The organism is Rubrivirga halophila (genome assembly GCF_046845755.1).
Lineage (GTDB): Bacteria > Bacteroidota > Rhodothermia > Rhodothermales > Rubricoccaceae > Rubrivirga.
The window spans coordinates 1,241,813-1,265,154 of record NZ_CP177357.1 but is presented as its reverse complement, the minus strand read 5'-3'; the positions used below and the strand labels follow the sequence as shown (position 1 = coordinate 1,265,154).

21 protein-coding genes are annotated in these 23,342 nt (G+C 73.0%); 7 read left to right on the top strand and 14 right to left on the bottom strand.

Going from position 1 to position 23,342, the window contains the following annotated elements; translation table 11 throughout:
* Positions 1-3: 3 nt before the first annotated feature.
* The 12 genes from bcp to ACLIRP_RS05370 all read right to left on the bottom strand — a co-directional run bounded on the left by bcp (position 4) and on the right by ACLIRP_RS05370 (position 14,563).
* A complete protein-coding gene (gene bcp / locus ACLIRP_RS05425) occupies positions 4-465 on the bottom strand; it encodes a thioredoxin-dependent thiol peroxidase (RefSeq protein WP_412062944.1) in 462 nt (153 codons plus the stop codon).
* Entirely contained in the window at positions 465-1,262 is a 798-nt protein-coding gene (surE, locus tag ACLIRP_RS05420) for a 5'/3'-nucleotidase SurE (RefSeq protein WP_412062943.1), read from the bottom strand. The genes bcp and surE overlap by 1 nt, the downstream gene beginning before the upstream one ends.
* A gap of 116 nt (positions 1,263-1,378) precedes the next feature.
* Positions 1,379-2,212: a 3-methyl-2-oxobutanoate hydroxymethyltransferase gene (gene panB / locus ACLIRP_RS05415; RefSeq protein WP_412062942.1), complete on the bottom strand. Its 834-nt coding sequence runs from the start codon at positions 2,210-2,212 to the stop codon at positions 1,379-1,381.
* A gap of 127 nt (positions 2,213-2,339) precedes the next feature.
* The gene (locus ACLIRP_RS05410) at positions 2,340-2,945 is read right to left on the bottom strand and encodes an OmpH family outer membrane protein (RefSeq protein WP_412062941.1); all 606 of its coding nucleotides are present in this window, start codon (positions 2,943-2,945) and stop codon (positions 2,340-2,342) included.
* A gap of 19 nt (positions 2,946-2,964) precedes the next feature.
* A complete protein-coding gene (locus ACLIRP_RS05405; protein ID WP_412062940.1) occupies positions 2,965-3,531 on the bottom strand; it encodes an OmpH family outer membrane protein in 567 nt (188 codons plus the stop codon).
* A gap of 62 nt (positions 3,532-3,593) precedes the next feature.
* Entirely contained in the window at positions 3,594-6,053 is a 2,460-nt protein-coding gene (bamA, locus tag ACLIRP_RS05400) for an outer membrane protein assembly factor BamA (protein WP_412062939.1), read from the bottom strand.
* Positions 6,054-6,286: 233 nt separating this feature from the next.
* Positions 6,287-7,408, bottom strand: coding sequence for a response regulator (locus tag ACLIRP_RS05395; RefSeq protein WP_412062938.1), 1,122 nt, complete (start codon positions 7,406-7,408; stop codon positions 6,287-6,289).
* Positions 7,408-7,848 (bottom strand): response regulator, encoded by a 441-nt coding sequence (locus ACLIRP_RS05390; protein ID WP_412062937.1) that lies wholly within the window; start codon positions 7,846-7,848, stop codon positions 7,408-7,410. The genes ACLIRP_RS05395 and ACLIRP_RS05390 overlap by 1 nt, the downstream gene beginning before the upstream one ends.
* A gap of 4 nt (positions 7,849-7,852) precedes the next feature.
* Complete coding sequence (locus ACLIRP_RS05385; protein ID WP_412062936.1) at positions 7,853-10,912, bottom strand: PAS domain S-box protein; 3,060 nt, start codon at positions 10,910-10,912, stop codon at positions 7,853-7,855.
* 110 nt (positions 10,913-11,022) lie between these two features.
* Positions 11,023-11,820: an isoprenyl transferase gene (locus tag ACLIRP_RS05380; protein ID WP_412062935.1), complete on the bottom strand. Its 798-nt coding sequence runs from the start codon at positions 11,818-11,820 to the stop codon at positions 11,023-11,025.
* 99 nt (positions 11,821-11,919) lie between these two features.
* Positions 11,920-13,353, bottom strand: a complete 1,434-nt coding sequence (gene rseP, locus ACLIRP_RS05375) for an RIP metalloprotease RseP (protein ID WP_412062934.1) — start codon at positions 13,351-13,353, stop codon at positions 11,920-11,922.
* Positions 13,354-13,372: 19 nt separating this feature from the next.
* Complete coding sequence (locus ACLIRP_RS05370) at positions 13,373-14,563, bottom strand: 1-deoxy-D-xylulose-5-phosphate reductoisomerase (RefSeq protein WP_412062933.1); 1,191 nt, start codon at positions 14,561-14,563, stop codon at positions 13,373-13,375.
* A gap of 91 nt (positions 14,564-14,654) precedes the next feature.
* Here ACLIRP_RS05370 and ACLIRP_RS05365 point away from each other — a divergent pair, with 91 nt between their 5' ends.
* Together ACLIRP_RS05365 and ACLIRP_RS05360 are read left to right on the top strand one after the other, a co-directional pair.
* Positions 14,655-16,634: a tetratricopeptide repeat protein gene (locus ACLIRP_RS05365; RefSeq protein ID WP_412062932.1), complete on the top strand. Its 1,980-nt coding sequence runs from the start codon at positions 14,655-14,657 to the stop codon at positions 16,632-16,634.
* 7 nt (positions 16,635-16,641) lie between these two features.
* The gene (locus tag ACLIRP_RS05360; protein ID WP_412062931.1) at positions 16,642-17,886 is read left to right on the top strand and encodes an asparagine synthetase B; all 1,245 of its coding nucleotides are present in this window, start codon (positions 16,642-16,644) and stop codon (positions 17,884-17,886) included.
* Between the two features lie 14 nt (positions 17,887-17,900).
* Here the strand turns inward: ACLIRP_RS05360 and ACLIRP_RS05355 are convergent, their stop codons facing one another.
* Positions 17,901-18,746 carry a hypothetical protein gene (locus ACLIRP_RS05355; protein ID WP_412062930.1) on the bottom strand — a complete coding sequence of 282 codons (846 nt, stop codon included), beginning with the start codon at positions 18,744-18,746 and terminating at the stop codon, positions 17,901-17,903.
* Between the two features lie 215 nt (positions 18,747-18,961).
* On the opposite strand from ACLIRP_RS05355, the gene ACLIRP_RS05350 reads away from it, so the two are divergent.
* Genes ACLIRP_RS05350 through ACLIRP_RS05335 form a run of 4 tightly spaced genes read left to right on the top strand, consistent with a single transcriptional unit; the run spans position 18,962 to position 21,281 of the window.
* Positions 18,962-19,471 carry an acyl-CoA thioesterase gene (locus ACLIRP_RS05350; protein ID WP_412063692.1) on the top strand — a complete coding sequence of 170 codons (510 nt, stop codon included), beginning with the start codon at positions 18,962-18,964 and terminating at the stop codon, positions 19,469-19,471.
* Positions 19,472-19,516: 45 nt separating this feature from the next.
* Entirely contained in the window at positions 19,517-19,936 is a 420-nt protein-coding gene (locus ACLIRP_RS05345) for a hypothetical protein (protein ID WP_412062929.1), read from the top strand.
* Positions 19,937-19,944: 8 nt separating this feature from the next.
* Positions 19,945-20,364: a cobalamin B12-binding domain-containing protein gene (locus ACLIRP_RS05340; protein ID WP_412062928.1), complete on the top strand. Its 420-nt coding sequence runs from the start codon at positions 19,945-19,947 to the stop codon at positions 20,362-20,364.
* The gene (locus tag ACLIRP_RS05335; protein ID WP_412062927.1) at positions 20,364-21,281 is read left to right on the top strand and encodes an SDR family oxidoreductase; all 918 of its coding nucleotides are present in this window, start codon (positions 20,364-20,366) and stop codon (positions 21,279-21,281) included. The genes ACLIRP_RS05340 and ACLIRP_RS05335 overlap by 1 nt, the downstream gene beginning before the upstream one ends.
* A 4-nt stretch (positions 21,282-21,285) precedes the next feature.
* Here the strand turns inward: ACLIRP_RS05335 and ACLIRP_RS05330 are convergent, their stop codons facing one another.
* Positions 21,286-21,699, bottom strand: a complete 414-nt coding sequence (locus tag ACLIRP_RS05330) for an META domain-containing protein (protein WP_412062926.1) — start codon at positions 21,697-21,699, stop codon at positions 21,286-21,288.
* 120 nt (positions 21,700-21,819) lie between these two features.
* On the opposite strand from ACLIRP_RS05330, the gene serS reads away from it, so the two are divergent.
* Positions 21,820-23,094 (top strand): serine--tRNA ligase, encoded by a 1,275-nt coding sequence (serS, locus tag ACLIRP_RS05325; RefSeq protein ID WP_412062925.1) that lies wholly within the window; start codon positions 21,820-21,822, stop codon positions 23,092-23,094.
* Positions 23,095-23,342 lie beyond the last annotated feature (248 nt).

Here is a 23,342-nt window from a genome sequence, read left to right as displayed (position 1 = left end):
GTCCTACAGGCGTGACAGGATTTCTTCAGCGTGGGCCTTGGTCTTCGGCCGCTTGAACACGTGGCGGACGCGGCCGTCGCCATCGATCAGGAACGTCGTCCGCTTGACGCCAACGCTCTTGCGCCCGTACAGCGACTTCTCGCCCCAGGCCCCGTAGGCCTCCAGGATCTCGCGGTCCGGATCCGCCAGCAGCGGGAACGGCAAGTCGTACTTCTCGGCGAACCGCTCGTGCCGGTCGACGGGATCCGGCGAGACGCCGACGACGGCGACGCCCGCGTCGAGGAGGGCGGCGTGGTTGTCGCGGAGGTTGCAGGCCTGCGCCGTGCAGCCCGGCGTGTCGTCCTTCGGGTAGAAGTAGAGCGCGAGCGGGCGGCCGGCAAAGTCCGCCAGGCGAACGGTCGCGCCGGACTGGTCGGTGCCGGAAAAGTCGGGGGCTGGGTCGCCGGCGGCGGGTATGTCAGCCATCAGAGCGTGTCGGTAAGGGCGGCCACGCGGTCGAAGTGGGCGTAGGCCGTCAGGTCGAGTTGGAGCGGGGTCACGGAGACGAAGCCGGCGGCGACGGCCGCGAGGTCGGTGTCGTCGCCGCCGTCGAGGTCGACGAACTCGCCGCCGAGCCAGAAGTAGGGCCGGTCGAAGGGGTCGCGGCGCTCCTCGAAGATCTCGTCCCACCGCGCCCGCGCCTGGCGCGTCACGCGGACGCCCGCGAGCGCGTCGAGCGCGAGGTCGGGCACGTTGACGTTCAGGAGGACGCCGGGGGGCAGGCCGTCCGCGAGCACGCGCGCCGCCAGCCGGGCCGCCACGTCCGCGGCGGCGGCGAAGGAGTCCGGGCGCCACGCGTCGTGCGAGACGGCGATGGCGGGGACGCCGAGCACGGTCGCCTCGGTCGCCGCCGAGACGGTCCCCGAGTACAGCACGTTGACGGCCGTGTTGGGGCCGTGGTTGATCCCGCTCACGACGAGGTCGGGCCGGCGCGGCAGCAGCTTCTGGACGGCGATCTTGACGCAGTCCGCGGGCGTCCCGGTCACGGCACGCGCCCACACGTCGTCGGCGAACGGCCACGGGTGGACGCGCATCGGGTCGCGCACGGTGATGGCGTGGCCGACGGCGCTCTGCTCCTCGAAGGGGGCCACGACGGCGACCGTCCCCAGCTCGCGCAGACCGGCGACCAGGGCGACGATGCCCGCCGCGTCGATGCCGTCGTCGTTCGAGACGAGGATGAGGGGGCGGTCGACGCGGGCGTCGAGGGGGGCGAGTCGGGGCACGTCGGCGTCGGGGGGTGCCGCAAGATCGCACCGCCGCGCGTCCGGGGTGGGCGCGCGGGCTGGAGTGCATGAACCCCTCACCCTGGCTGCGCCGACCCGTCGGCTGTCCCCCTCCTTCAGTAGCTCTCGTCCTCGCTCGGGAACGCGCCCGCCCGGACGTCGCCGACGTAGCGGCCGACGGCGTCGACGACGATCGCCCCGAGGTCGGCGTAGTGGCGGACAAACCGGGGGTTGAAGTCCTTGGTTAGCCCCAGCATGTCGTGGGTCACGAGGACCTGGCCGCTGCACCCGGCCCCGGCGCCGATGCCGATGGTCGGGATCTCGACGCTCGCGGTGAGGTCGGTCGCCAGCCCGGCGGGGATTTTTTCGAGGACGACCCCGAACACGCCCGCCGTCTCCAGCCGCACGATGTCGCGGCGGATCTCGTCGGCCTCCTCCTCCTCGCGCGCGCGCACCTTGTAGGTTCCGAACTTGTAGATGCTCTGCGGGGTGAGCCCGAGGTGGCCCATCACCGGGATGCCCGCGTCGATGATGCGGCGGACCGAGTCGAGCACGGCCGCGCCGCCCTCGAGCTTGAGCGCGTGCGCGCCGGTCTCCTTCATCACCCGAATCGCCGACCGCAGCGCCTCCCGGCTCGACCCCTGGTACGCCCCGAACGGCAGGTCCACGACGACGAGCGCGCGGTGGACGCCGCGGACCACGCACTGGGCGTGGTAGATCATCTGGTCGAGCGTGATCGGCAACGTCGTCTCGTGGCCGGCCATCACGTTCGACGCCGAGTCGCCCACGAGCAGCACGTCGACGCCGGCCTCGTCGAGCAGCCGCGCCGAGGTGTAGTCGTACGCCGTCAGCATGGCGATCGGCGTGCCCTCGGCGCGCATCTCGAGCAGCGTCTGGGTGGTGACGCGGCGGACGTCGGCGGCAGTCGAGGAGACGGTCTGGGTGCTCATGGGCGCGGGGGAAACCGGAGGATACGCCGACGCCGGAGCCGGTCGCCGAGCCCCCCGCGGCCGGACCACACAACAACGGCGCCGCTCCCTCGAGGAGAGCGGCGCCGGAGGCGATGCGGACGCGAGCCTACTGGCCGGCGGGCGCCGTCGGCGCTCCCTGCTGGCCCTGGGCCTGGCCGAGCGGCGGCGAGTTCGGGTCGATCCCCAGCCGGCCCATGATGCTGGGCGTCAGGTCGACGACGTTCTCGCTGCGGTACAGGAAGACCGGCGCGTTGTTGGCGACGGTCGGGAGCACCAGGTCGTAGCCGCCGGCCTCGGCCTCGGCGGCGATCGCCGCGTCGATCTGGTTGAGGACGGGCTGGAGCAGCCGGGCCTCGGCGTAGCTGAGGTACTGCAGGCCCTGGACCTCGGCCTGCTCGATGTCGTTGCGCAGCGCCAGCAACTCCTGCTCGCGCTCGGCGCGGGCAGCGTCGGTGGCAAGCGGGCTGTTGGCGTACTCCTGGTAGTCGGCGAGCTCGGCCTGGAAGACGGTCTGGAGCGAGTCCTGCAGGACGCGGACGCGAGCGCCGACGGCGGCCTGCTGCTGCTGGAGCTGCGTCTGGACGTCGGCGAAGGCCGGCATCCGGATCACGATCTGGTCGGTGTCGACAAAGCCGACCTTCATCGGCTGGGCCAGGGCGGCCGGCGCCAGCGCGACGGCGAGAACGGCCAGGAGGGAGAATCGGAGGGTCATCGGGAGAGAGTCTGGTGGGTTAGCGGGTCGAGCCGGGGGCCACCGCCGAGCCGATCCCGACGCCGAGCTCTTGGAGCACGCGGTCGGTGAGGTCGTGGCGGGGCCGGGCGTAGAGGAAGACGTATTCGCCGGCGCGGTCGAAGACGTAGTCGAACTCGTCGTCGTCGGCGACGGTCTCGATGGCGGCCAGCAGGCGCTCCTGCGCCGGGCGCAGGCGCGTCTGCTGCTCACGGAAGAGCTCGCCGTTGGGGCCGAAGTACCGCTGGCGCAGGGCGTCGCGCTCGGCGCGCTTGGCCTCGACGGCGGCCTGCTGCTGCTGGCGCTCGTCGTCGGTGAACAGGATCTCCCGAGCGGCGAACTCGTCGGCGAGCGTGCGGGCCTCGGTCTCGACCGCGGCGATCTCGGCGCGCCAGACGCCCGTCAGCCGGTCGAGCTCCTGCTGGGCCGACTGGAACTCCGGCATCTGGGGCAGGATCTTCGACGAGTCGACGTAGCCGATCTTCTGCTGGGCGGCCGCGGCGGGCACGAGCAGGGCGGCGACGAGGGCGAGGGCGAGCAGGCGCCCCGCGAGCGGAATCGAAGACATGGCAGTGTCGGGAGAGGGGGGTCGGGACGAGAGCCGCCGGTCGGGCCGGCCGGGTCTCGCCGCTAGCGGCCGCCGAGCGAGAACTGGAAGCGCCAGCCGGGCTCGGCGTCCGAGATGTCGCCCGCCGACGTGCCGAGCGGGGCGTACGGGTCGATCTGGTAGCCCATGTTCAGGTCCACGAGCCCCAAGATGGGCAGGAAGATGCGGGCGCCGACGCCGGCCGCGCGGAACAGCCGGGCCGGGTCGTAGTCGTCGAAGCCGTCGTACGTGTTGGCGGCGTCGGCGAACACGTACGGCGCCAGCGAGAGCTGCGGGGTCTGGAAAAGAACGAGGCCGATCTCCGACTCGTACTTGTTCAAGATCCGGCCGCCGACCGGGTCGCCGTCCAGGCGCGGGCCGACGGCCTCGAGCGGGTAGCCGCGCAGGAACACGAGGTCCCGGCCGAAGCCGCGCGAGATGCTCGACGTGCCCGAGGCCTCGAGCGGCGTCCCGCCGATGAGGTAGCGCTGGAACCGGACGGGGTCGCCGGTGAGCGAGCCGATGTACCCGAACCGCGTCTTGACGCTGGCCGTCAGGCGCCCCACGATCGGCGTGTAGAACGCCGTGTTGAGGTCCCACTTGTGGTACTGGATAAAGTCGCCGATGGGCGGGGCGACCGTCAGCGAGAGGCCGACGCTGGACCCGTTCTGCGGGAAGGTGGGGTTGTCGAGCGCGTTCCGCGAGAGCGACTGCGTGAACGTGACCTCCTGGCTGAGGCCCTCCGGCAAGACGTTGCTGTTGAGCCCCTCGACGTCGTAGAGCCGGTAGCCGAGGTTCGAGCCGGACACGAAAAAGTCATCCGGGAACTTGAGCCGCTGGCGGTAGAAGACCGAGGCCGACGCCGTCGAGTACAGGCCGTCCGTGCCCGAGGCCGCGTTGAACGTCTGCCGGCGGTACGCCAGCGAGAACCCGACGGGCGTGGCCCGGCCGCGGAACCACGGCTCGGTGAACGACATCGAGTAGATCTGGGCGCGCTGGCCGTAGGTCTGGACCTGGAGCGAGAGCTGCTGCCCGTCGCCGGTCGGCATCCCGCCCTTGAACCCCTGCGCGAGATTCTGGAGCGAGAAGTTGGCGAACGTGACGCGCGCCGACAGGATGAGCCCGATGCCCGAGCCGCCGTAGCCGCCCGACAGCTCGAGCTGGTCCGACGAGGTCTCGGCCAGGTTGTACACCAGGTCGACCGTCTTGTCCTCGTCGTCGACGGAGATGCCCGGGCCGGCGCCGAAGCTGGCGGGGTCGAAGTAGTTGAGCGTCGCGAGCTCGCGGACGGACCGCTCGATGGCCTGGCGCGAGTACGGCTGGCCGGGGATGGTCCGGAGCTCGCGCCGGATGACGTGCTCCTTGGTGCGCGTGTTGCCCGCGATCCGGACGTCGCCGAACTCGTAGACCTCGCCCTCGGTCACCTCCAGGTAGAGGTCGAGCGAGTCGCCGGGCGCCTCGACAATCTCCGGCGCGACGTAGAACTCGTAGTAGCCCCGGTCCTGGTACAGGCTCGTGAGGTCGGAGTGGTCGGTCGAGTAGTACAGGTTCTGCTCGATCCGCGTCCGGTCGTAGACGTCCCCGCTCTGGATCCCGAGCGCGAGCTGGAGCTGGGCGTCGTTGTAGACCGTGTTGCCCTCGAAGACGACGTTGCGGATGTGGTACTGGGGGCCCTCGTCGACCTCGACCTCCACGATCAGCCGCTCGTCGCCGGCCTCATCGGGCTCGAGGTACACCGAGTCGCGGACGACGCGGGCGCCGTAGTAGCCCCGGTCGTTGTAGAAGCGGACGAGCGAGGTGAGGTCCTCGTCGAACTTCTGGTCGTCGAAGATCTCCGTCTTCCAGAACCGCCACCAGCGGCGCTCCGGCGTGTTCGAGAGCTGCTTGCGCAGCGTCCGCTCCGAGAACACCTCGTTGCCAATAAACCGGATGTCGTTGACCGCCTGGCGCTCGCCGCGGTCCACGACGAACGTGATCTGGACGCGGCCGTCGGTGTTGACCGACTGGCGGGCGACGACGCTCGCCTGACGGTAGCCGTCCTGCGCGAGACGGTCGCGCAGGATCATCTGGGTCCGCTCGATGTCGGCCGGGCGGACGGCGCGGCCCCGGAGCAGCGGGATCTGGGTGCCCAGCTCGTCGACGTCGGCCTGCTTCATGCCCTCGACGGTGAACGCCGCCAGCCGGGGCTGCTCCTCGACGGTGATCGTCAGGAAGACGCCGTCGCCGACGACCTCCGTCGCCTCGACCTGGGCGTCGGAGTAGCCGCCGCGCGAGTACAGGTTGCGGACGGCCTCGCCGAAGGCGGGGTCCCACGGCAGCGACACGCGCTGGCCGGTGCGGAGCCCGCTGATGGAGCGGACGAGCGCGTGGCTGCTTTCGTCGAGGGCGCCCTCGACGGACACCGACAGGATCTCGACGGTCCCCGGCGCGGCGGGCGTCTGGGCAAAGGCGGCGGGCACCGCCAGCAGCAGGAAGAGGGCGCGCAAGGCGGACGGTCGGATCATTCGGGGCGCGTCGGGCGGTCAGCCGGGGGGAGCACGGAGGGTACGGCGGGGGCCCACGTGGGGCCGGCGCAGAGTCGGCGAAAACCCGCCGTCGCTTGCAGGGGGTCGAACGGCAGGTCTGGGGGCTTATTGCAACGGCGCGCGCGGGTCACGCCTTCTCCCCCACCCGAGGCGGTCGGGCCGCAGACGCCTCGCGGGCTCGGGCCAGGGCCCCAAGCACCGGGTCTGCGGCGCTACCGGTCCGCGTGGACCGGGGCGTGGAGCGTGAACCGGGCCCCGCCCCCCACGCGTGCGTCGACGTCGAGGTGGCCGCCGAGCAGCTCCAGCCGGCGCCGGACGCTGTAGAGCCCGAACCCGTTCGACGAGGACGGCGCCTCGGTGTCGAACCCCCGGCCCCGGTCGCTCACCTCCACCTCGACGCGGCCGTCGTCGCAGCGGAGGTGGACAGTCGCGCGGTCGGTCCCGGCGTGCTTGACCACGTTGAACAAGAGCTCGCGGACCACCTCGGTGATCAGGACCCGGACCTCCCGGTCGGCGATCACGACGGGCGCGTCGGTGCGCACGTCGACCTTCAGCCCGTACGTCGCGCCGACGTGGTCCCCCAGCCACCGCAGCGCGACGGCGTAGTCGTCGCTGTCAAGGACGGGGGGCGTAAGGTCGAGCGCGAGCTGGCGGGTCGCCTCGATCCCGACCCCCAGCGCGGCCGAGGCGTCGCGGACCAGGACGAGGGCCTCCGCGGTGTCCTCGACCCGCAGCGCGCTGGTCAGCATCAACCGGGCCCCGAAGAGGATCTGCTGCACCTGGTCGTGGAGCAGAAGCGAGACGCGGTGCCGCTCCGACTGCTCCGCGAGCGTGAGCGCCCGGGCGAGGTCGCTGGCGTCGGCGTTGAGCTGGGCGAGCGTCGCGGCCTGCGTCGCCAGCCGGTCTCGTTGGGCGACGATCTCCGCCCGCTGCTCGGCCAGCGACCGCCGGAGCGCCGCCGTCTCGACGGCCCGCTGGAGCGCCCGCTCCAGCGACGGCCCGTCGAGGCGGGCCTTCGAGAGGTAGTCGAGCGCCCCCCGCTGCATGGCGTCGACGACCACGGGCGTGTCCTCGACGCCGGTGAGCATGACGACAGGGAGGCCCCGCTCGCCGAACCATGGGAGCAGGTCGACGCCCTCGGCGTCGGGGAGCCGGAGGTCCAGCAAGACGACGTCGAAGGCGCTGCCGGCCGGCGCCTCGGCCAACGACCGGCCCTCGCGGGCCGTCGCCGCCTCGCGCACGACGTGGTCCGGCCGGAGCGCGCGGCGTACACGGGCCCGGTCGACGCTGTCGTCGTCAACGAGCAGGACGCGGAGGGCAGGGGACGACGGCATCAGGCGGCGGCCGCAGCCGGAGGGAACTCGACGAGCCGCCAGTACACCTTGAGCAGGCGGACCACGTCGAGAAAGTCCTCGCCGGCCCGGCTCTTCAGGATGTACCCGGCCACGTGGTGTTCGTAGGCCGCGATCTTGTCGTCGTCGCGGTCGCTGGTGGTCAGCACGAACACGACGGTCCGCGAGAGCGCGGGGTCGGCCCGGAGGGCCTCCAGAAACTCGACCCCGTTCATCCGGGGCATGTTCATGTCCAGCAGGACGAGAAACGGGTGGGGCACGGTGATCCCGTTCTCGCCCCGGAGCGTGGCCAGGGCCTCCACCCCGTCGCGGACCACGACGAACGGGTTCGCGATGCGCTGCTGTCGGAACGCGCGCTGGAGGGCCTCCGCGTCGACCGCGTCGTCCTCGACGAGCAGGAGGGTGACTCCGTGGGGTTGCATGCGGTTATCCACCAGACGTGCGGGGCCAGGTAAAACGAAACGTAGCACCGCTCGCCACGTCCGGATCCAACCAGATCCGCCCGCCCTGGTTCTCGACGGTCTTCTTGACGATGGCGAGCCCCATGCCGCTCCCCTCCACCTCGTCGCGGGGCCGGAGCGTCTGGAACATCCCGAACACGCGCTCGCGGTACGCCGGTGCGATCCCGGCGCCGTCGTCGGCGACCGCGAACTCGGCCCACGGCCCGTTCGTGCGGCCCGAGATGACGACGCGCCCGTCGGGGCGGCCGTGGTGCTTGATGGCGTTGCCGATCAGGTTCCGGAAGACGAGCGCGAGCATCGCCCGCGGCGCCGTGACCTCCGGGAGGTCCCCCTCGACGCGGACCGAGAACCCGTCCGGGGGGGCCACCAGCGCGATGGCGTCGGCGACCAGGGCGGCCACGTCGATGCGCTCCGGGGCGGCGTCCGCCCGCCCGACCCGCGAGTAGGTCAGCAGGCCGTCGAGGAGCCCCTCCATGCGGGCCGCCCGGCCCCGCAGGAGGGCGAGGTGCCGGGCCGATTCCGGGGGGAGGACGGCCGCCGCGTCCTCCTCGATCCAGGCGGCCAGGCTGTCGATGGCCCGGAGCGGGGCCTTGAGGTCGTGCGACGCCACGTACGCGAACTGGTCGAGCTCGGCGTTCGACCGCGCGAGCTCGGCGGTCCGTGCCTCGACCAAGCCCTCGAGCTCGGCGGCCATCGCCTTGGCCGCGTGGATGTCGGTGCTCGTCCCGAACCACCGGGCCACGTCGCCGTCCGGCCCGACGACAGGGACGACACGCGTGAGGAACCACCGGTACGCCCCGTCGTGGCGGCGAATCCGGACCTCGGCCTCGAACGGCCGGCCCTCGCCGATCGCCCGCGCCCAGAGCGCGTCGAGGCGGGGCGCGTCGGCGGGATGCGTGGCCGTCCGGCGGGCGTGGGCGTAGGGCACGTCGTCGGGCTGCCCGGTGTACTCGTACCACCGCCGGTTGAGGTAGTCCGGGGCGCCGTCGGGGCCGGACGTGTGGACGATGACCGGGAGGGCCTCGGCAAGGTGTCGGAACCGGGCCTCGCTCTCGCGCAGGGCCGCTTCCGCTCGCTTGAGCGGGGTGATGTCGCTTGCGATCCCACCCACGGCGTAGGGCCGGCCGTCGGCGTCTAGCAAGGGGAACTTGACCGAGAGGTACGTCCTCGGCTCGCCGCCGACCTCGACCACCTCGTCGAACTGGCTCGGCCGGCCGGCCGCGAGCACGGCCCGGTCGTTGGCCACGACGGCCGCGGCCACCTCGGGCGAGAACAGCTCGGCGTCGGTCCGCCCCAGCGCCCCCTCCGTCGGCCCCCCGAGCACGGCCATCCACGCCCGGTTGACGAGAGTGTAGCGGCCGTCGAGGTCCTTGGTGAACACGACGGCGTCGGTGGCGTCGAGGACGGCGCGGAACCGGGCCTCGCTGGTGCGCAGCGCCGCGACGGCCCGGGCCCGCTCGAGGGCGTCCCACGCTTGCTCGGCGACCTCGCGCGCGAACTCGACCTCGGCGGCGGTCCACTCGCGCGGCTCGGCGTGGTGGACGTACAGCCCGGCCTGCCAGGCCCCTTCCCGCAGGATCGGCGCGTCGACCTCGGCCTGGACCCCGCTCGCGAGCCCAACCCCGCCCTCGCGGGACGGGCCCCGGAGAGGCGGGAGTGACCCGTCGGTCCACGAGGGTCCCACCTCGACGTCGCCCCCTGCATCGACGCGCTCCACGAACCCGGCGCGGTGGGCGCCGAGGGCCCGGCCGACGGTCTCGGCCGCGGCGGTCAGGATCTCGGCCGGGTCGTCCATCGCGCGCCAGCGCTGGAGGAGGTCGAGGAGGGCGGCCTTCCGCTCGGCGCTCTCGCGGAGCGCGCGCTCGGCGCGGGTCCGCTCGGTGATGTCGGTGAACAGGAGGGCGACGCGGCGGCTTTCTGCCCCGCCCACCCGGACGGCGTAGACGTCGAACACCCGGCCCATCGCCTCCGACCCGCTCTGGAACTGGAGCGGCGCCCCCGTCTCCGCCACCGCGGCGTATTTCTCGACCCAGCTCCGTTCGAGGTCCGGCACCAGCTCGTAGGCCCGCCGCCCGACGGCGTCGACGAGCCCGGTCTGCTCCACGAACGCAGGGTTGGTCTCGACAAACCGGTAGTCCACCCCCACGCCGCCCTCGTAGAGGATCTCGAGGATGCAGAACCCGACCGTGACCGACTCGAACAGCGTCCGGTAGCGGGCCTCCCGCTCGCGGAGGGCCGCCTCGGCGACGGTCCGGTCGTGGATGTCGGTGACCGAGCCGACGAAGCCCAGGAAGGCGCCGTCGTCCCCGAACCAGGGGTTGCCGGCGTCGAGCGCCCAGCGGTAGCCGCCGTCGCGGTGCCGGAGCCGGTAGTCGTGGCGGAACGCGGTGCGCGTGGCGGACGCGGCCAGGAAGGCGTCGCGCGAGGTTTCCCGGTCGTCGGGGTGGACGGCGTCGATCCAGCCGACCCCCAGCCCCTCGGCCATGGGCTGGCCGGTAAAGTCGGTCCACGACCGGCTGAGGAACGTGCACATGCCCTCGGGATCGGTGACCCAGAGAAGCGCGGGGGCCGCGTCCGCGAGCTGGCGGAACTGGTCCTCGCTGGCCGCCCCGTCGGCTCGGGCCGACGCCGCGGTGCTGGCCGTCAGCATTGCGGCCAGGTCGGCGAGCGTCGCCACGTCGTCGTCGGACCACGCCCGCGGGCGCCCGTCGCAGACGCCCAGCACCGCGGCGACGGCCCCATCCGGGCCGACGAGCGGGACGCCGAGGAGGGCCGCCACGCCGTGCTGGACCGCCGGGAGGTCGCGGACGCGGGGGTCGTCGCGCACGTCGGCGATGGCGACCGGCGCCCGGGCCTCGGCGGCCAGGCGGCCGACCGCGTCGAGCGCGGGCGCCTCGCTCGGCCCGTCCCCGGCGTGCCCCCAGGCGTCGTCGCCATCGGGCCGGGCCCGACGGACGAGCGCCGACGAGACGCCGAGCGCTCGCCGGGCCACCCGGGCGGTCCGGTCGCACGCCGGGTCCGGCATCGTGGGGGCCGCCGCGTCGGCGGCGCCCTCAGGAACAGGGTCGGGACGGGAGGGCAGGGTCGCGGAGGGAGAGCGAGGGCGACCGAAACTACACGGCCGGCCAGCGGCGGCTACGCCTCGTCGACGCGGCCGAAGCGGCGGTCGCGGTCCTGGAAGCTGCGGACGGCGTCGTAGAGGGCGCTCCGGCGGAAGTCGGGCCAGAACGTCTCGGTGACGTAGAGCTCGGTGTAGGCGATCTGCCAGAGCAGGAAGTTGCTCAGCCGCATCTCCCCCGCCGTCCGCACGAGCAGGTCGGGGTCCGGCAGGCCGCGCGTCAACAGGGCTTGGGAGACCGTCTCCTCGGTGATGTCGGCCGGGTCGATGTCGCCGGCGCGCGCGGCGGCGGCGATGTCGCGGACGGCGCGCGTGATCTCCCAGCGCGAGCCGTAGCTCAGCGCCAGCGTCAGCGTCATCCGCGTGTTGCCGGCCGTCAGGTCGAACGCCTCCTGGAGCTCGCGCTGGCCCTTGGCGGGGAGCCGGCCGAGGTCGCCGATGGCGTGGAGCCGGATCCCGTTGCGGTGCAAGTTCTCGGCCTCCTTGCGCAGCGTCCGCACGAGCAGCGACATCAGCGCCGAGACCTCGGCGGCGGGGCGGTTCCAGTTCTCGGTCGAGAACGTGTACAGCGTGAGGTGGCCGACGCCGAGCTGGGCGCACGCCTCGGTGATTTCGCGGACCGACAGGACCCCCTCGTGGTGGCCGGTCACGCGCGTCTTGCCGCGCGCCTTGGCCCACCGCCCGTTCCCGTCCATGATGCACGCGACGTGCTCGGGGATCGGGCCGCGTGCCTGGAGCGCCGCCTGCGCGGCGCGGTCGTCGTCCGTCTGGGCGACCTTCGTCAGCTGGACCGGGGCGTCGGCGGGCGTGGTCATGGGGAGAGCGTGCGGTGGGGACGTTCAGAGCGCAAGGTGGCCCCGTTCCGCGGCCGTCGCCACCAGATCCCTGCGAAAGCGTCGCGCGAGGCCCCTCCCCTAGCCGAACCAGCGGACGGCGTCGTTGAAGATGACGAACACCATGAGCGCCAGGATCAGCGCCACCCCGACCTGCTGGACCACCATCTGGACCTTGAGCGACGGCTTGCGACGCACGACGGCCTCGTAGATGAGGAACACGAGGTGGCCGCCGTCGAGCGCCGGGATCGGCAGGATGTTGAAGACGGCGAGCGCGATCGAGAGGTAGCCCACGAACATCCAGAACACCTGCGGGCCGCGGTCGGCCGCCTCCTTCGACTGCTTGGCGATCATGAGCGGGCCGCCGACGTTGTCGCGGACGCTCTCGCGGCCGGTCACCAGCTTGCCGATAAAGGCGAAGGTGCCGGTCACGTTCGCGACCGTCATCTCGGTGCCGGCCGCCAGCGACTCTCCAACGCCGAGCTGGTCGATCCGCTGGCCGGCCGCGGCGATGTCGCGCAACACGCCGAGCTGGTACCCGTCGCCGGACGCGCGGGGCGCGATCTGGGCTTCGTAGATGGTCGCCGCGCCCCGGCGCTCGACGACCGACGCGCCCTCGCCGGCCGGGCCGAGCGAGTCGGGGCGGGCCCAGCGGACGGGGACGGCCTGGCCCTCGGACGCGGCCACCTGCAGGATCAGCGCGTCCCACGAGGTCGTCGGTTCGCCGTCGATCGACAGCACGCGGTCGCCGGGCAGGAGCCCGGCCTCCTCGGCGGCGGAGCCGGCGGACACGGACGCCAGCACCGGGGGGTACCGCGGCGTGGCCCCGAAGACGGTCCCGAACGAGACCTCGCCGTCGGCCCGCTCGATGGCGAGGGCCTCCCGGGACAGGCGCGACGCCAGCGCGGGCTCGGCCCTCAATTCGACGCGGTCACCGCCGCGGAGCACGGTCAGTTCGAACTGGTCGACGGTCATCCGCTCGGGCGAAAACACGTCCTCGTAGCGCTCGACGGGCTCGCCGTTGACACCGACCACGCGGTCGCCGGATTCGAGCCCCATCTCTGACGCAACGGAGCCCTCGGCGACCTCGAGCGGCACGTTCTCGGCGGGCGTGTAGCTCCGGCCGTACGTGTACACGAGCGCGCTGAAAAGCAGGACCGCGAACACCAGGTTGAAGATGACGCCGGCCGAGATCACGACCACGCGCTGCCACACCGGCTTGGAGCGGTACTCGTCGGGCTCGGGCTCGCTCGCGAGCCCGTCGGCGTCCATGCTCTCGTCCACCATCCCGGCGATCGAGACGTAGCCGCCAAGCGGGATCGCCCCGACGCGGTACTCCGTCTGGCCGACCTTCCGGGCGAACAGGCTCGGCGGGAAGCCGATCGAGAACGCGTCGACGCGCATCCCGAAGAGGCGGGCGGCCAGAAAGTGGCCGAGCTCGTGGACGAACACGAGCAGGCCGAGCGCGAGCGCGACCCACAAGAAGTACGAGAGGGAATCGAGGAGGGCCTCCATAAGGATGACGGGCAGTCCGTCAGGCTGGGGTCAGCACCGCCGCGGCGGCGCGACGGGCGTCGGCGTCAACGGCGGCGAGGGCGTCGAGCGTATCCGCCGGGTGGGCGGCCGCGAGGCCCGCTTCGACGAGGCGCGGGATGTCGGTGAAACGGATGTCCCCGCGAAGAAAGCGGGCGACGGCGACCTCGTTGGCCGCGTTCAGCGCGGCGGGCGCGGAGCCCCCGGCGCGGAGCGCGGCGTAGGCGAGGTCGAGGCAGGGGAAACGGTCGGTGTCGGCGGCCGTGAACGTCAGCGGGCCGGTGCGGGTCCAGTCGAGCCGGGCGTGCGGCGCGGGCCACCGGTCGGGGAACGACAGGGCCACCTGGATGGGCACCTTCATGTCGGGCGGGCCGACCTGCGCCTTCGACGACCCGTCGACGAACTCGACGACCGAGTGAACGATCGACTCGGGGTGGACGACCACGTCGATGCGGTCGGCGTCGACGCCGAAGAGCCACCGCGCCTCGATGACCTCGAGCCCCTTGTTCATCAGCGTCGCCGAGTCGACGGAGATCTTGGCGCCCATCGACCAGTTCGGATGGGCGACGGCTTCGGCGGGCGTGATGGCATCGAAGGTGGCCTCGTCGCGCGTGTAAAACGGGCCGCCCGAGGCGGTCAGGATCAGCCGCTCGACGGCGTCGACGGGCTCGCCGACCAGGCACTGGAAGAGCGCCGAGTGTTCCGAGTCGACCGGGAGGACGACGGCGCCGGACCGCGCGGCGGCCGCTTGGACGAGCGCGCCCGCGACGACCAGCGACTCCTTGTTGGCGAGCGCGACGGTCGTCCCCCGCTCGACGGCCGCGAGCGTCGGCCGCAGGCCGGCCGCGCCGACGATCGCGGCGACCACGACATCGACCGCCGCGTCGTCGGCCAGCTGGCGGACGGCGTCGGCGCCGGCGAGCACCTCGATGCCGGTCCCGGCCAAGGCGTCGCGCAGGCTCGCATACGCCGATTCGTCGGCGATGGCCACGCGGTCGGGGCGGACGGCGAGCGCCTGCTCAGCCAGTTTTTCCCACCGTGTCCCGGCGGCCAGGCTGGCGACGCGCAGGCGATCCGGGAAGAGCGCGGCGACCTCGAGCGCCTGGACTCCGATCGAGCCCGTCGACCCGAGCACGGCGATCGCGCGCGGGGCTCGGGCGCGGGGCGCGGGCGGTCGGAGGTCGGGGAGCATCGGCCGGCGCCGCACGAACGGCGCACTGGGGGCGTTGACGGGGCGCCAAGATAGCCGCCCGGCTACCTTGACCTGCCCGCCCGCGCCCGCCATGCTCCGCCCCGCCCTCCTCGCGCTCTGTCTCGCCGCCGCGTGTGCGCCGGCGCGGGCCCAGGAGCCCGCCGAGGAGCCCGTGAACCGGGGCCGCGCCGTGCTCGACAGCCTCAACCAACTGCGTGACGAGCGGGCTAAGTCGGCGGCGGAGGCCGAGGAAGCGAACGGGGCGCGGCAGATCCCCGGTCGCATCGTCCGGGCCCCGCGGATCGACGACGAGCGCGCGAGCTACCGGCTGGCGGTCAACCTGCTGGCGAACGGGCGGCTCGACGAGGCGACGGCGCTTTTGGAGGACCTCTACGCCGAGGACCCGACGGCCGTCGCCGTGTGGCTCAAGCTCGAGGAGGCCTACCTCGCCAGCCGCCGCTTCGACGACGCCGTCCGGCACACCGACGCCTGGATCGCGCGCGCGGGGCCGACCGTGTCGTTCCTCGCCAAGCGCGGGACCGCGCTGTCGCGCGCCGGCCGCGACGAGGAGGCCCAGCAGGCGTGGGCCGAGGCCATCGCGCTCGAGCCCGGCGACCCGCAGACGTACCGCCGGGTCGCCAGCGAGATCGGCGGGCTCCGCCTCTACGACCAGGCCGCCCAGGTGCTGGCCGACGGGCGCGACCGCCTCGGCGACGCCATCCTGCCCGTCGAGCTGGCGCACCTCTATGGACTCGCGCTCGACTACGACCGCGCGGCCACGCTCTACCTCGACGCACTCGCGGCCAACCCCGAGCTGCGCCCGACCGTCCAGTCGCGCCTGACGCGGCTGCTCTCGGGCCGCGACGCGCCGGCCATCTTCGGCGCGGCCATCGACCGGGCCGCCGCGCTCGACCCGCTCAACCGGGCCTTCCGCGAGCTCCAGGCGTGGCTGGCGCTGGAACAGGGCGATTTCGACCGCGCGCTCGACGCCGTCCGCGCCCTCGACCGGCTCGAGGCCGAGGAGGGCCAGTCGCTCGTCCGCTTTGCCGAGCAGGCCGTCGGGGCCGACGCCGACGACGCGGCGGCGCGGGCGCTCGACGAGGTGCTGACCCGACACCCGACCGGCCCCGCCGCCTCCCGCGCCCGCTACGAGCGGTCCCGCCTGTGGGACGCCCAGGCGCGCAAGTCCGTCGCCCTCACCCCCGCCGCCGACTCGGCGCGCGCGGGCTACCTCCGCTATCTCGCCGACTTCCCGGCCGACGACTACGCCCCGGCCTCGCGCCTCCACCTGGCCGAGCTGCTGGCGGACGTGTTTCGGGAGTTCGAGCGGTCCGAGGACGTGCTGCGCCAAGCCGCCCAGTCGCGCAACCCCGTCATCGCCGCCCGTGCCCGCTTGCGGCTCGGCGACGTGGCCATCCAGCGCGGCGACCTCGACGCGGCGCGCGCCCAGTTCCAGGACGTCGACCAGGCTGTGCGCATCGGGCCGATCGCCGAGCAGGCGCGCTACGAGCTCGCGCTGATCGACGTGTACCAGGGCTTTATGTACTCGGCGCTCGCACGCGTCGAGGCGCTCGACGAGAACACGGCCGCCGACGCCTCCAACGACGCCATCGCACTCCGCGTCACGCTGTCCGAGGCCCTCGACGCCAGCCCCGATCTCGACCTCGACGCCGACCGCTCTGGCGACCCCCTCCACGTCTACGGCCGCGCCGCGCTGCGCTTCCGCCGCGGCGCCTTCGCCGAGACGCTGGCGACGCTCGACTCGCTCGACGCGGCGCTGTCGTCCACCGCCGCGCTCGTCGACGAGTCGCTGTACCTGCGCGCGGCCGTCCAGTTTGCCCAGGGCGAAGACGCCGCCGCCGTCGCCACGCTCGACAAGCTGCTCGCGGACGTGCCGGCGTCGTACTTCGGCGACCGCGCGCTGCGCCGCCAAGCCGAGGCGTTCGAGGGCATGGCCGACCCCGCCTCGGCGGCCGACCGCTACGACCGACTGTTGGAGCGGTACCCCGGCTCTCCGCTCGCGCCCGCCGCGCGCCAAGCCTTGCGCCGCCTGCGGTCCTCCCCTTCCTGAGCCCGACATGAGACCCCTCGCCCTCGCGCTCGCCCTCTTGGCCTGCCCCGCGCTCGCCCAGCACCTGCTCGTCCCGATGGACGACGCCCAGGCCGACCACCTGCGCGCCTACGGCGCCGTGTACCACGCCCTCGACCTCGGGCTGGAGGTCGACTGGCTGCTTAATGTGCGCGGCGGCTCGTTCGTGATGCCCGACGCCTCCGACCTGCGGACCGAGCTCCGCTCGCGCGGCGTGACGTTCGAGTCGACCGACGGCGCGGCCGAGGTGGCGGCGGCCGAGTCGCCGGCGGCGAACACGTCGGTCGTCCGGCTCGAGAAGGCCCCGTCGATCGCCGTCTACGCCCCGGACCAGACGCTGCCCTGGGACGACGCCGTGCTCCTAGCGCTGACCTACGCCGAGGTGCCGTACGAGCAGATCTACGACGCGGACGTGCTGGCGGGCCGCCTCGGCGAGTTCGACTGGGTCCACCTCCACCACGAGGACTTTACGGGCCAGTACGGCAAGTTCTACTCGATGTACAACGGGCAGGCGTGGTACCAGCAGCAGCAGCAGGAGGCCGAGGCGTCGGCGCGCGCGTTCGGATTCGCCAAGGTCAGCGAGCTCAAGCTGGCCGTCGCGCAGGCGATCCGCGGCTACGTCGTCGAGGGCGGCTTCCTGTTCGCAATGTGCTCCGGCGCCGACACCTTCGACCTCGCCCTCGCGACGGCCGGGCTCGACATCGCCCCGCCCCAGATCGACGGCGACGGCCAGACGCCGAACGTGTCGTCGATGCTCGACTTCTCGGGCACGATGGCCTTCCAGGACTTCCGGCCCGTCCTCAATCTGATGGAGTACGAGCACGCCGACATCGACAGCCCCCCGCCCCCCGCGCTCCGCAACCCGCTCACGGACTACTTCACGCTCTTCGAGTTCTCGGCGCGCTGGGACCCCGTCCCGACGATGCTGACCCAGAATCACGTCGCCAGCGTCCGCGGGTTCATGGGCCAGACCACCGCCTTCCGCCCCACGGCCATCAAGCCGGGCGTGGTGATCCTGGGCGAGAGCCCGACGACCGGGTCCGTCCGCTACCTCTACGGCCCGGCCGGTCAGGGCTTTTTCGCCTTCTACGGCGGCCACGACCCCGAGGACTATCAGCACTTTGTCGGCGACCCGCCGACGGACCTCTCGCTGCACCGCAACTCGCCCGGCTACCGGCTGATTCTGAACAACGTCCTCTTCCCGGCCGCCAAGAAGCAGCCGCAGAAGACCTAAGCGGACTACCGGCCCTAGTCCACGAACTCCCGCCACAGGGTCCACGCCCAGGGCTGCTCGCGGATCTTGTCGGAGAAGCGATCCAGCAACGCTTGCTCGTCGCCGTCGAGCGGGCCGTCGAGGTCGATGTGGAGCAGGCCGTTCCGGAACGAGGCGTCGATGGCGTAGAGCGGGACGCGGGCGGCGCGCGCCAGCCGGACCGCCCCGACCGGCAGCGGCCGCTCGGCCCCCGCCAGCCGGCGGAGCGGGGCGTCGGGCTCGGGCACATCTTGCAAGATGATCAGGCTGTGCCCGCTCCGCAGCGCGCGGATGTAGGCGATCGGCGAGGACCCGGGAACGATCTGGACGGGCTGGATGAGCCCGGTCCGCACCTCGGCCTGGAACGCTGCCCACCGCTCCGACGGTGCGAGCGTCGCCGGGGCCGGCCCGTTCTCGCCGCCGTAGGGGTACCGCACGACCCGGTCGCCGCGCTCGGCGGCGAGCCGTGCCGCGCCGATCATGCCGTACGCGCTCCACCCCACCATCACGGCCGTCTCGCCCCTCTCCTCGAACGCTTGCAAGCCGGGGCCTTTGAGGATCGGGTCGTGGGGGCGGAGGTAGACGTAGTCGCCCCGGAAGCGCTCGGCGGCCTTGCGGTACGCGAACCCGAGATGAGCCAGCAGGCCGGCCTCGGCGCCGAGCTGGCGGAGGTACGCCCGCGTCTGGCGCGGCGAGGTCGCCAGCACGAGCGGCGTGGCCGCGACCGCCAGCCCACGAGCGACGGCGTCGAACGGGCCGGGCCGCATCCGGGCCGCGAGCGGGCGGACCCGCTCGTACAGGAGCCGGTCGACCAGTCGCTGAGCCGCGGTGAGAAGGGGCATGAGGGCGTCGAGTCAGGGGGGTATCGGGTCCCGGTGCGACGAGAGAAGGGGCGCAAGGGACAGAGCCGAAGAAGATGTCGTTCCGATGTGCGCCTCCCCTCCTCTCGTCCTCTTCTCCCTCCCGCCCCAGGCCCGCTGAGCGTCGGACCTAGCTTCGAGGCCGCCTCCGCCCCGCCCTCGTGACCGAAAAGACCCCCTCCGCCAGCCAGTGCACGATGAACGAGCTCGTGCTCCCCAACGACACGAACACGCTCGGCAACCTGATGGGCGGGCGGCTCCTGCACTTTATGGACGTCTGCGCCGCCATCGCCGCGCAGCGCCACTCGCACCGGACCGTCGTGACGGCGTCGGTCGACTCGGTCGACTTCCGAGCCGCGATCCGGCTCGGCGAGGTCGTGGTGCTGGAGGCGACCGTCAACCGGGCCTTCACCACGTCGATGGAGGTCGGCATCGACGTGTGGGCCGAGGACAACAGCACGGGCACGCGGCGGCATTGCAACCGGGCCTTCTACACGTTCGTGGCCGTCGACCAGAGCGGTCGTCCGATCCCGGTCGTGCCGCTGACGCCGGAGACCGACGCCGAGAAAGAGCGCTACGAAGCCGCCGCGCGCCGCCGCGAGCTCCGGCTCGTGCTGGCGGGCCGCCTGCGGCTCGAAGACGCCGACCGCCTGCGCCAGCACCTCGACGACCTCGCGCTGGACCCGCCCGGGGAGCCGACGCCGTAGCGCCCGCGTACACGGCGCGGCTCGCCCCCTCTCTCGCCCCTTCGCATGCGTTCCCTCTTCCTGGCCGCCGCCCTCCTGGCCGCCGCTCCCGCCTCCGCCCAGCTCGCCATCGGCGGCCAGGTCGGCTCCCCGACCGGCCTGTCGCTCAAGGCCGGGTCCGGCGCCGGCGCCGTCATCCTGGCCGTCGGCTGGGACCTCGACGACTCGGTCTCGGCCGAGGGCCACTACCTGCTCCGCTCGCGCCGGCTGCAGGGCTCCGACACCAACCTCGCGCTGTTCTACGGCCCCGGCGTCTTTGTCCACACAGGCGGCCGCGATGCGTTCGGCGTCAGCCTGGGGATCGGCCTGGAAGCCCCGCTGGCGCAGGAGATCGAGGTGTACGGACTCGTCTCGCCGCGCCTGCAGCTCGTCGAGGAGACCGACTTCGACTTGGGCGCCGGGCTCGGCCTCCGCCTCCGCCTCTGATGCCTGACATGCCCGACACCCTCGCCCGCCCCATCCGCGTCCTGATCGCCAAGGTCGGCCTCGACGGCCACGACCGCGGCGCCAAAGTCGTCGCCGCCGCGCTCCGCGACGCGGGGATGGAGGTGATCTACACCGGCCTGCGCAAGACGCCCGACGTGGTCGTCCGCGCGGCCGAGGAGGAGGACGTCGACGTGGTCGGCGTCTCGATCCTGTCGGGCGCGCACGGGACCGTCCTGCCCCGCCTGCGGGCCCTCCTCGACGAGGCCGGGATGGACGACGTGATCCTGGTCGCCGGCGGCACGATCCCCCAGGCGGACGCCGACGACCTGCTGGCGCGCGGCGTCGTAGGCCACGTGTTCACGCCCGGCGCGCCGCTGGCCGACATCACCGCCGCGCTCGACGCGGCCGTGCGCGAGCGGCGGTCGTAATGCTGCCGCCCCGGATTCTGGTGACCGGCGCGAATGGCCTGGTCGGGCAGGCGTTCGTGCGGGCGGCCGCGCGGGAGCCCGGCGCGGACGTGCTGGCGACCGGGCGGGGCCCGGCGCTGGCGCCCTCGCGCGGCGGCTACGCCCGCCTCGACGTGCTTGACGGCGGCGCCGTGGATCGGGCCATGCAGGACTTCGCGCCCGATGTGGTGCTCCATGCCGCCGGGATGTCGAGCGTCGAGGCCTGCGAGGCCGACCGCGAGGCGTGCTGGGCGCTCAACGTCGACGCCGTCGCGACACTCGCGCAAGCGTGCGCGCGGCACGGCGCCCGCCTCGTGCTCCCGTCGACCGACTTCGTGTTCGACGGGCTCGCCGGGCCGTACGCCGAGGCCGACCGCCCAGCGCCCATCAACGCGTACGGCCGGTCGAAGCTGGCGGCCGAGAACGCGCTCCGCCTGTCGCACCTCGACGACTGGGCCGTCGCGCGGACGACAATGGTCTTCGGCGTCCCCGCCGGCCTGCCGCGCCTCGACCTCGTCCGCTGGGTCGTCCGCGAGTTGACGGCCGGGCGCCCCATCCGCGTCGCCGCCGACCAACTCCGCACGCCGACGCTCGACGACGACTTTGCCGACGGCGTGATGCGGATCGTCCGGCGCCGGCACCGGGGCGTCGTCCACGTCGCCGGGCGCGAGGTGCTCAACGTGTTCGACGTGGCGCTCCGGGTCGCCGACGCGTTCGGGCTCGACCCGGATCTGGTCTCGCCCACGACGACGGCCGAGCTCCACCCTGGCGCCCCCCGTCCACTTCGGGCCGGGCTCTTGATCCTGCGCGCCGAGAGCGAGCTCGGCTACCACCCGACGCCCCTCGACACCTCGCTGGCGACCGTCCGCGACCTCCTCGCGCTCCGCGAGCAGGTGTAGCCCGCTACTGGGCCGGGACGAACAGGAGCTGGGCGACCGTCGAGTCGGCGGGCAGGACCGTCAGATACAGGCCGTCGCGGCGCATTACGGACGTGCCCATGACGTGCCGCTCCAGCTCCAGCGCGCCGGCCGGGCAGGCCTTCTTGGTGCACGCCAGCGGCCCCTCGATGGTGAGCAGGCTGTCGCTGGCGGCGTAGCGGCCCGAGCACGCGTTGCAGGACTGGATCGCCAGCGAGCCCTGGGGCCCGAACGAGATCTCGGCCGGCTCGGCCCGCGCGATCTCGCCGTCGGCCGTCACGATCCGCTCCAGCGACCACGTCGTCCCGGGCACCTCGGCCGCGACGCCGACGGGCACCGGCGGGCTGCAGGCCGCGAGCGCGGCGATTCCAAAGGCGGCGAGAAGCAGGGGGCGGCGCACGGGCGGGATCGGGGGGACATTCTGAAACTAGGGCCCGCCAAGGCCCCGCGAAGCCGCCCCCGCCGATCGCAGCGGCCCCGCCCCCCGGGCTAGCTTCCCGCCGTCTCCCCCACCCGACCGATGATCAGCCTCGACCTCCTGCGCGACGACCCCGACCGCGTCCGCCGCGACATGGCCGACAAGCGCATCGGCGACCCCGCCGCCGTTGACCGCGCCCTCGACGCCGACACGCGCCGCCGCACCGCCGTCACGGACCTCGACGGCAAGCGCCGGCGGCAGGGCGAGCTCGGAAAGGAGATCGGCCCGCTGATGAAGGCGGGCAAGCGCGACCAAGCGCAGGGTCTGCTGGCGGAGTCGAACGCCCTCAAGGCTGAGATCAAGACCGGCGAGGACGAAGTCCGCGAGCTCGACGCGACGCTCCGCGCGGCGCTCCTGGAGATCCCCAACACCCTGCACCCGTCGGTCCCGCGCGGCGGCGAGGACGCGAACCGCGTCGAGCACGAGTGGGGCGAGAAGCCGACGTTCGACTTCGAGGCCGTCCCCCACTGGGACCTCGCGGACAAGCACGGCCTCGTCGACTTCGAGCGGGGCGCAAAGGTGGCCGGCGCCGGCTTCCCGTTTTACATCGGCAAGGGGGCGCGCCTCCAGCGCGCGCTGATCGCCCTGTTTCTGGACCTCGCGACCGAGGCGGGCTACACTGAAATCCAGGCGCCGATTCTGGTGAACGAGGCGTCGGGCATCGGGACGGGGCAGCTCCCCGACAAGGAGGGCCAGATGTACCACACGGCCGCCGACGACCTCTACCTCGTCCCGACGGCCGAGGTGCCGCTGACCAACTACCTCCGCGACGAGGTGCTGGCGGCCGACGACCTCCCGCGCCTGCTGACGGGCTACACGCCGTGCTTCCGCCGCGAGGCCGGCAGTTACGGCAAGGACGTCCGCGGGCTCAACCGGCTCCACCAGTTCGACAAGGTCGAGCTGGTCCGCTTCGTCCACCCCGACGACAGCTACGACCACCTCGAGGCCTTGCTGGCCGACGCCGAGCGGGCCGTGCAAGCGCTCGGCCTCCCCTACCGCCGGCTGACCCTCGCGAGCGGGGACCTGGGCGTGACGCAGGCGAAGACGTACGACCTCGAGGTCTGGAGCGCGGGGCAGGCGCGCTGGCTGGAGGTCTCGTCGGTGTCCAACTTCGAGGCGTACCAGGCGCGACGCGCGAATGTCCGGTTCCGCCCGGCCGAGGGCGAGAAGCCGCAGTTCGTCCACACGCTCAACGGGTCGGCGCTGGCGCTGCCCCGCATCGTGGCGGCGCTCCTCGAAAACGGCCAGCAGGCCGACGGGTCGATCCGCCTACCGGAGCGGCTGGCGGCGTACGCCGGGTTCGATACGATCGGTTAGCCGACTGCGCCCACGGCGCTGCCTCGACTCTTAGGGGCGTCTCGGCGGTGTTTCAGCGGCGTCTCGGGTCCGGAGACGCCGCTGAAAGTTTGTAACGCCCTCGGCGGGCCCTGTTTCGGCGGCGTGACGGCTCCACGGCCCCGCAGGCCTCCATGATCCGCATGGGCCCGGGTGCGAGTCGTGCGCTGGCGCCGATGGCATGACAGGTGGTCGCCGTGCCGTGCCCGACCCGGATGATGATCCACGGC